Annotated in this window: 5 protein-coding genes; 4 read left to right on the forward strand and 1 reads right to left on the reverse strand. The window is 71.1% G+C overall.

Annotated elements, in window-relative coordinates; translation table 11 throughout:
* Positions 1-315, reverse strand: a 315-nt coding sequence (locus G6026_RS03385; RefSeq protein WP_347238056.1) for a helix-turn-helix domain-containing protein, incomplete at its 3' end; no start/stop codon positions are given.
* A 166-nt stretch (positions 316-481) separates the two neighbouring features.
* On the opposite strand from G6026_RS03385, the gene mptB reads away from it, so the two are divergent.
* From mptB to G6026_RS03405, 4 genes are read left to right on the forward strand one after another with little or no spacing between them, the layout of a single operon-like run.
* Positions 482-2,095: a polyprenol phosphomannose-dependent alpha 1,6 mannosyltransferase MptB gene (gene mptB, locus G6026_RS03390; RefSeq protein WP_182612264.1), complete on the forward strand. Its 1,614-nt coding sequence runs from the start codon at positions 482-484 to the stop codon at positions 2,093-2,095.
* Positions 2,092-3,027 (forward strand): ABC transporter ATP-binding protein, encoded by a 936-nt coding sequence (locus G6026_RS03395; RefSeq protein ID WP_107756498.1) that lies wholly within the window; start codon positions 2,092-2,094, stop codon positions 3,025-3,027. The genes mptB and G6026_RS03395 overlap by 4 nt, the downstream gene beginning before the upstream one ends.
* On the forward strand, positions 3,024-3,815 hold the full coding sequence (locus G6026_RS03400) for an ABC transporter permease (RefSeq protein ID WP_107756499.1): 792 nt from the start codon (positions 3,024-3,026) through the stop codon (positions 3,813-3,815). Before G6026_RS03395 ends, G6026_RS03400 begins: the two co-directional genes overlap by 4 nt.
* Before the next feature lie 38 nt (positions 3,816-3,853).
* Entirely contained in the window at positions 3,854-4,852 is a 999-nt protein-coding gene (locus G6026_RS03405) for a COX15/CtaA family protein (protein WP_156607173.1), read from the forward strand.
* Positions 4,853-4,917 lie beyond the last annotated feature (65 nt).

The following is a 4,917-nucleotide window of genomic DNA, read 5'->3' on the forward strand; positions in this document are numbered from 1 at the left end:
GGCCCCGCCGACGCGCCGTAGCGCGGACAGGGCCTCCACGGCGAGATGGTCGTACCCGTGCTGGGCCGAGCTGCGGCCCATCGCGGTGACCCGGAAAGCCTTGGCGGGGCGTCCGCGGGTGCCGGCCGGGCGGGTTCGGGTGGCCTCGACCTGCCCGGACTCGACCAGTTGATCCAGATGGCGGCGGACGCCCGCCGCCGTCAGCCCGAGCTCCTGCCCGATCTCGGCTGCGGTGAGAGCCCCTCGTTCCAGCAGGAGTTCACGGACGGCCGAGCGGGTGTCGGGTCGCGCGGCGTTCTCGTAGACGTGCTGCACGCTCAACTGACTCTCCCTTCCGGCTATGCTCGGTGCGCCCCGTCGGGGACGTACCACGTCATATTACGCAACACCTTCGTGACGGAAATATTCCCACCCCCGCGAACCCGGCGTCGGCGGCCGGGCGGAGTCCTCCGGCACCCACCGTGGAGAGAGGCTGAGGCCAGTGGCACCCAGATTCCCGGTCCGCGGCGCGGGAGTGGTGACGGCCCGGCTGCACACCGAGGAGCGATCCACCGGGACACCACCGTCGGCGGAACTGGCCCGCCTCGGTCGGATCCGCAGGATCGGCACCACCGCCGCCGTCGCCATGTCGGTGGGCGCCCTCGGCGCGGGCGCTCTGCCCGTGCTGCAGAATCCCGTCGCCGGCGAGCGCCTGATCGGGCTGTGGCTCAGGTTGCAGCAGTCCTCCATGACGGTGGTCATGACCGGGATGGTGGTGGTGACACTCTGCTGGCTGCTGCTGGCCCCGTACGTCCTGGGCAGGGATCGCCGGGGACGGTTGAGCGGCCGGATCGACCGTGCCACCCTCGACCGCATCATCGCCTCGTGGGCCCTGCCGCTCGCCCTCGCCCCGCCCATGTTCAGCAAGGACGTCTACAGCTACCTGGCCCAGGGCGCCATCGGCAACACCCTCGACGACCCGTACGAACTGGGCCCCGTGTCGGCGTTGGGAACCTCTCATGCGTTGACCGTCAACGTCCCGGACATCTGGCGGGACACCCCCAATCAGTACGGTCCGCTCTTCCTCGGGGTGCAGAAGGTCATCCACACCCTGACGGGGGACGACGTGGTGGCCGGAACGATCCTGCACCGGGTGGTGGCGATCGTCGGGATACTCATGCTCGGGTGGGCGGTCCCGCGACTGGCCGAGTACTGCGGGGTGTCGGACGTGGCGGCGCTCTGGTTGGCGGTGGCCAATCCCCTCGTCCTGTTCCATCTCGTGTCGGGGATTCACTCCGAGTCCCTCATGATGGGACTGCTGGCCGTCGGGCTCGTCCTGGCCCTGCGCGCCGTGGACTCCCTCGAGTCCGGGCCACGGACCACCGTGCTCTTCATCGTCGGGACCGTCCTTGTCACCGGGTCGGCACTGGTGAAACTTCCCACCGTCGTCGCCCTGGGCTTCGTCGGGATGGCGCTCGCCCGACGGTGGGGTGGCGGCTCCCTCGCCACCGTGCGGGCCGCGCTGGTGATGGTCGTGATCAGCGGTGCCACCACCGGGCTGGCCATGCTGGTCACCTCGTCCGGCCTCGGGTGGATCACCAAGCTCGGGGCGGCCACGTCGCTGCGGAGCTGGCTCTCCCCGCCCACCGCCCTGGGAGTGATCGTCGGCGGGATCGGGCAGTACCTGGGGCTGGGCGACCACACGGCCCAGATCCTGGTGATGGTGCAGACCGCGGCGCTCGTGATCGCCGGCGTGGTCACCGTCAGGATGCTGTTCGCCGTCTCCGCGGGGCGGATCGATCCGGTCGGCGGACTCGGGGTGTCGATGGCCGCCATCGTCCTGTGCTTCCCCGTCGTGCAGCCCTGGTACGTCCTGTGGGCCCTGATCCCGCTCGCGGCGTGGGCGTCGAGGGTGGAGTTCCGTGTTCCCGTGGTGGCGGTCAGCGCCGTGCTGGCCTGCTTCACCCTCCCGCCGGGTGCGGGCCTGCCGCCGTTCGTCACCGTCCAGGCATGGGTGGCCACCGTGGTGGCGGTGTCGATCCTGCTGATCGCGATGTTCCGCTGGCCGGGGCTGCTGCGCTCGCGGTCGTCGGAGCGACCTAGAATGCTCCCGTGACCTCACCCACCGACTCCCCCGCGCTACTCGTCGAGGGACTCGTCAAGAGGTTCGGACAGACCACCGCCGTGGCGGGACTGGACCTGCGGCTCGGCCGCGGCGAGGTGATGGCGCTCCTCGGTCCCAACGGAGCCGGCAAGACCACCACGGTCGAGGTCTGCGAAGGGTTCCTGCGGCCGGACGGTGGAACCCTCCGTGTGCTGGGCCTCGACCCCGTCTCCGATCGCCAGCGCGTCCGCAGCCGGATCGGGATGATGCTCCAGGGCGGCGGGGCCTACCCCGCCGCGCGTGTCGGGGAGATGGTCCGTCTGGTCGCCTCCTACTACGCGGACCCCCTCGACCCGGACTGGCTGCTCGAGGAGCTGGGACTCAGCGATCACCTCACCACCCCATACCGGCGCCTGTCCGGTGGCCAGCAACAGCGGCTCTCACTCGCCATCGCGGTGATCGGCCGACCCGAACTGGTGTTCCTCGACGAGCCCACCGCCGGACTCGACGCCCAGTCCCGGCGGGCGGTGTGGGACCTGGTCCGGGCACTGCGTCGGGACGGTGCGGCCGTCCTGCTGACCACACACCTCATGGACGAGGCCGCCGCCCTGGCCGACGAGGTGGTGATCATCGACCACGGTCGCCGAGTGGCTGCCGGGACGCCGACCGAACTCGCCAGGGCGGGGACGTCAGAGGGCGTGACCCTGGTCGTCGACGGCGAGGCCTCGCCGACGCTGCTGAGCCGCGCCCTCGGACCGGACCACACGGTGACCGCGGGCGCCGCGGCCGGGATCCTCGAGGTCCACGGCCCGGTGTCCCCCGCACTCATGACCAGCCTGTGCGCGGCACTGGAGGACTCCGGAGTCCAACTCACCTCCCTGGCCACCCGCTCCAGAAGCCTCGAAGAGGTCTTCCTCGACCTGACCGGACGGGACCTGCGATGACCGACACCCCCACCGGGACCAACCGCTTCGCGCCGGGGACGTTCGCCCGGCCGTCCGCTCCCGCCACCCTCCCCCGGATGGCGGCGTCGCAGACCCGCATGGAGTTGACGCTCTTCCTGCGCAACGGCGAGCAACTCCTGGTCGCCCTCGTGATTCCCGTCGCGGTCCTGTTCGCGCTCACCGCGATCGAGTTCGGCTCGATCCCGCAGCCGAGGATCGACTACGCGATCACCGCGGTGTTGACCCTCTCCGTCATGGGTACCGCGTTCACCGGCCAGGCCATCGCCGTGGGATTCGATCGTCGCTACGGTGCGCTGAAGCGGCTGGGCGGCACCCCCCTCCCGTCCGCCGTCATCATCGTGGGCAAGATACTGGCCACGATGATCCTGGTCGCCGGACAGGCCGTCCTGCTCGGTGTGATCGCGGCCGGCCTCGGCTGGCGCCCCGGGGTCGCGGGTCTGGCGGTGGGCGCGGTGATGATCGCGCTCGGATCGGTGGCCTTCTCCTCGATGGGGCTGCTGCTCGGGGGCACGCTTCGTGCCGAGATCGTGTTGGCGCTGGCCAATCTCATCTGGTTCGTCCTCATAGGCGCGGCCGGCCTGGCCATCGGTGTGGCAACTCTGCCCGACTGGCTCCACGAGGTCCTCCTCGTCGTCCCGTCGTACGCGCTGACCAGCGCGCTGGTCACGTCCATCGACGGAGGGTTCCCCGCCCTGGCGGCCGTGGTGCTGGCCGGGTGGACCGCGGTCTGCGCTGGACTGGCCGTACGCCACTTCTCCTTCACCTGATCGCGGGGCGGCCGGAGCGCACGCCTAGAATCGGGGGCGTGACCTCGACTTCGCGCGCCCCGAAATCCGGCAGCCCGGCCACGAGCGATCCCCCGGGACCGAGGGGACCGCTGGCCCGTCTGCCGCTCCCGTCGGTCCGGCTGCAGAAGGGCCTCGCACTGGCCAACGTCATGGCGCAGATCGGCATCATGACCACCGGGGTGACCGTGCGGGTGACCGCGTCCGGTCTGGGCTGCGAGACCTGGCCGCGGTGCAACCAGGACAGCTTCGTCCCCGTCGCCGGTGCGGGCCCCGCACTGCACCAGGCCATCGAGTTCGGCAACAGGCTGCTCACCTTCGTGTTGGTCGCGGTGGCCGCCGCGCTGCTGCTCGCGCTGCTCCGCGCAGGGCGACGCAGCGAGCTCATCTGGCTCGCCCTCGCCATGCCCGCGGGGATCGTGGCGCAGGCGGTGATCGGGGGCATCACCGTCCTGGCGGGCCTGGTGTGGTGGACCGTCGCGCTCCATCTGTTGCCGTCGATGATCCTGGCCTGGCTCGCGGCGATCCTGTTCGTCCGGGTCGGTGAGTCCGACGACTCCCCCGCCCGCCGCGTCCTGCCCCCACCGCTGTCCTGGCTCATCGTGCTCTCCGCCGTGCTCCTGGCCGGGGTGCTGGTGACCGGCACCATGGTCACCGGGGCCGGCCCCCACGCCGGTGACGCCCGGATCGGGGCCGCGGACCGCCTCCAGATGCCGATCCAGTGGCTGGTCCACTTCCACGCGGAACTCATGGTCGGATACGTCTGCCTGCTCATCGGCCTGGCGTTCGGCCTCCTCGCACTACGTGCCCAGGGGCCGGCCATCCGGCGTTGCCTGATACTGATCGCCCTGATCGCGGCTCAGGCAGTCGTGGGGATCACCCAGTATCAGTTGGGGGTGCCGGAGATGTTGGTGGTGGTGCACGTGACGCTGGCCGGGGCGATCACTGCAGTGACCGGAGCTCTCTGGGCCTCGGCCGTCATCCGGGAGCCCGCGGTGGCCAGCCCGCGGACCGGGTGACCCGACCGACAGGCCGGCGCGCACCCGCACCGATGATCGAACGGAGAACGGCCCCGCCGCGGCGG

Origin of the sequence: Dietzia sp. DQ11-38-2 (genome assembly GCF_014145055.1) — a bacterium.
In the GTDB taxonomy this organism is placed as follows: domain Bacteria; phylum Actinomycetota; class Actinomycetes; order Mycobacteriales; family Mycobacteriaceae; genus Dietzia.